This window comes from Nostoc sp. CCY0012 (assembly GCF_963920855.1).
Lineage (GTDB): Bacteria > Cyanobacteriota > Cyanobacteriia > Cyanobacteriales > Nostocaceae > Cyanocohniella.
In genome coordinates, this window is record NZ_CAWUDM010000203.1 from 1 (window position 1) to 3,837 (window position 3,837).

Consider the following 3,837-nt stretch of genomic DNA (forward strand, 5'->3'; position numbering starts at 1 on the left):
CCCCTGCCCCCCTGCCCCCCTGCCTCTTCTCTCCGCGCCTTTGCGTCTTTGCGTGAAAAAAATCATCCCCTCAATCAACAACACCCGATACTCAAACCATTAACATTAAAAGCATCAGCCCATATACCCACTAACGCACCTTGCCATCCATGCCTCTGTCGCGCATAGTCACGCTAATTGTTGGTTTAATCGTCATTTTGGGATTAAGCCTCTGGCTGATTGATTCTCTCTCTCGGCTTTACTGGCAGTTGTCTTATTCTCCACTGCTGGGCAATTTGCTGTTGTTATTGCTGGTGGTATTAATCGGGGGCTTGGTTGCAGCTTTTGTTTATTACGTCTTAATACTGCAAGCTGGGGAAAAGCGATCGCGTAGTCAACGCCGGCGAGTAACTGCGGCAGAAATTCCCGCAGCTAAGTCTGATGCTGCTTCCACAACTCTCCAGGCTGTACGGCAACAAGTAGCCCAAATTCAAGATGAAGTAGCAAAACAAGCTTTATTAAGTAAATCGCGGGAAATTGAAGTCAATTTAGCCCGTGGTGAAATTCAAGTAGTGGTTTTTGGGACGGGTAGTGCTGGCAAAACTTCTCTGGTAAATGCCATTATGGGGCGCATGGTGGGGCAGGTAAATGCACCAATGGGGACTACCCAAGTCGGGGAAACTTATTGTCTGCGGTTGAAGGGCTTAGAACGCAAAATTTTAATTACCGATACACCAGGGATTTTAGAAGCAGGTGTGGCGGGTACGGAACGGGAACAACTAGCGCGAGAACTGGCGACATCAGCTGATTTACTGTTGTTTGTAGTAGATAACGACTTGCGCCGTTCTGAATATGAACCATTACGGAGCCTAGCAGAAATTGGCAAGCGATCGCTCCTAATTCTTAACAAAACAGATTTGTATACAGATGAGGATAAAGAGTCGATTCTCGCCCGGTTACGTCAACGCGTGTTGGGATTTATTGCCCCCAATGATGTCGTGGCCATCGCTGCTAATCCCCAATCTGCACAGCTAGAAACTGGCGGAACTTTCCAGCCAGAACCAGATATTATCCCTTTACTGCGGCGAATGGCAGCGATTTTACGGGCTGAGGGTGAAGATTTGGTGGCAGATAATATTCTCCTGCAATCGCTACGCCTGGGAGAAGAAGCGCGCAATCTCATTGATGCCCAGCGTCGCCGCCAAGCTGACAAAATAGTTGACCGATTTCAGTGGATTGGTGCTGGTGTGGTATCAGTCACGCCTCTACCAGTGGTAGATTTATTAGCAACTGCGGCTGTCAATGCTCAAATGGTAGTGGAGATTGGCAGGATATACGGCTGTGAACTAAATATGGAACGGGGTAAAGAGTTGGCCCTTTCCTTAGCCAAAACCATTGCCAGTCTCGGCATAGTTAAAGGCGCAATTCAATTAATATCTACCGCTTTGCAACTCCATGTGGCTACTTTTGTCGTGGGTAGGGCAATTCAAGGCGTGACAGCAGCTTATTTAACGCGAATTGCTGGTAAAAGTTTTATAGAATATTTTCGTCATGACCAAGATTGGGGTGACGGGGGTATGACAGAGGTAGTCAAGCAACAATTTAAGATGAATCGCCGAGATGAGTTTATTAAGGCTTTTGTCCAAGAGGCGATCGCCCGTGTGGTAAAACCTTTAACAAGTAACTCTGAAGTGATCGAAGAGGAAAATGAGGGACTAGAAAATAGAAATCAGTAATATATTATAGTTAATTATAAGTAAAAACACTTAAAAAATTTCGTGCTTCATAGCTGATTGACGTTTTTATGTAATTGCAGTATTAAAATAGTTAAAAAACTTTAGTAAAAATACTGAAACAGTAAAAAGTTTTATTTTCGGCTACAACGCTGTAATGATTTATTCTCAAGGCATTCCGGAAATTAATAACCAGATTAGAAAATCTATATTAAGGACTTACTCAGTAACAGCTCATGAACCACTACATGATCGGTAAAGTACTACAAGCACGTTACCAAGTCATCCAAAGCCTCGGTGCAGGCGTATTTGGACAAACATACATTGCTGTAGATAAAAATTATCCAGAAAATGCCCGATGTGTAATTAAGCAGCTTAAAGGGAGTAGTTGCCAAACCAGTTACTTAGACCCCTTAAGATTATGTTTTCTCACCGAAACAGCCACCCTCAAGCTGCTGGGAAGCCATCCCCAAATTCCCGAATTTATTACTTGCTTTGAAGAAAATGAACGTTTCTACTTAGTGCAAGAATTTATTGAAGGACACTCATTAGCTGCGGAACTGCCCATAAATCAATATTGGGGATGTATTTGGTCGGAAAGTGAAGTTATAGAATTATTACAAGATATCCTGGGTATTTTAGAATTTGTTCATTCTCAAGGCTTTATTCATTGCGACGTTAAACCAGAAAACTTAATTAGACGTACAGCTGATGGCAAGTTAGTTTTAATTGATTTTGGTTCCATCCAGTCAGTTGATTTTGGTTTAGATGGGGAATTACCAATTTATCGGATTCCCGTCACGTCACTGGGTTACATCCCACCAGAACAATTTATTGGTCAAACACAACCCAATAGTGATATTTATGCTTTAGGGATGATTGGGATTCAGGCTTTAACAGGGCTAGAACCACTGCAATTAAAAGTAGATACTCACACTAATGAAATTATTTGGCGGACTCAAGATACACCAGTTAATGATTATCTCGCTGCTGTTCTCAGCCAAATGATCCGCTATGATTGCCAAGACCGTTTTCAGTCTGCAAGTGAGGTACTGCGAGTCCTCAAGCAAATGCAACGGGAAACTCCAACACCCCCAACTAAACCACAGGAGAATACAAATCAAAATAAAATAGTTCCTAGTGAAAACTCTCCCCAAAAATCGATATCGGGGCAATCTTCACTACTCACAGGAATGACAGTAGGATTGGCTGCTAATTCTTTGTTGATGGGATTGGGAGTATATTCTTTAATGAATAATTCTCCAGCCTATTCGGAAACAGAAACTTTATATAAAGCGACAAAAGAATATCAAGCAGGAGATTTGCAAAGGGCCCTGGCTTTAGCTAAATCAATTCCGGCTCACAGTAATGTTTATCCAGAGGCTCAAGCCACCATTGAAGAATGGCAACATCAATGGCGATTTGCAGCCGAACAATACTTAATAGCTGAACAAGCTTTAAATGAGGGTAAATGGTCAGATGTTTTAAGTGTTGCGCCTAAAGTACCAGATATTTTATATTGGCAATCAAAAATAGACAAAATGGTGCAACAAGCCCACGTTAATATCGAAGCACAAACACAAGATTTATTAGCCAAAGCTTACGAAAAAGCCATAGATAGAGATTTCTCCACTGCTATTGAGTATCTGAGTCAAATTCCCAAAGAAAGTTCTGCGGGTACATTAGTGCAAAAAAAGTTAGCTGAGTACAATCAAAAGCGACAAGTTAGAGCAGCTTATTTTTTACATAATGCTAATAAAAAAGCAGCTATGGGTGACTTGAATGGTGCTGTGAAGTTTCTCCGCAAGGTTCCTAAAAATACTCCTGTATATGCTCAAGCTCAGGATAAGCTGAATGAATATACTCAAAAACAGGGGCTACATAATCAAAGTCCAAATGTTGCTTTAAATGCTTTGGTTTCTCACAACTCAACAATAAAAACGGAAAATCATCTGCAAGAAGTAAATATTAGGTAATTTGCCATTTTTTAGTAATGAGCAATTGGTAATAAAATATTAACCAATTCCAGTAATTGATGTTTAAATTACCAAGTATACGTCATATTATTTTTAACCCACATTCCGCACCCACAACTGTCACACCCCAAAGAAACGGATATATCTAG

The 3,837-nt window shown here is 41.3% G+C and carries 2 protein-coding genes; both read left to right on the plus strand.

Annotated features, from left to right (window positions below):
• Positions 1–149 precede the first annotated feature (149 nt).
• A complete protein-coding gene (locus ACM0OS_RS28495; RefSeq protein ID WP_414546539.1) occupies positions 150–1,715 on the plus strand; it encodes a YcjF family protein in 1,566 nt (521 codons plus the stop codon).
• A 233-nt stretch (positions 1,716–1,948) separates the two neighbouring features.
• Positions 1,949–3,688 carry a serine/threonine protein kinase gene (locus ACM0OS_RS28500; RefSeq protein WP_414546540.1) on the plus strand — a complete coding sequence of 580 codons (1,740 nt, stop codon included), beginning with the start codon at positions 1,949–1,951 and terminating at the stop codon, positions 3,686–3,688.
• The last annotated feature ends 149 nt before the right edge of the window (positions 3,689–3,837 follow it).

Coding starts and splice junctions, on each gene's coding strand:
- ACM0OS_RS28495 (WP_414546539.1), top strand. CDS start 150: ATGCCTCTGTCGCGCATAGTCACGCTAATTGTTGGTTTAATCGTCATT.
- ACM0OS_RS28500 (WP_414546540.1), top strand. CDS start 1,949: ATGAACCACTACATGATCGGTAAAGTACTACAAGCACGTTACCAAGTC.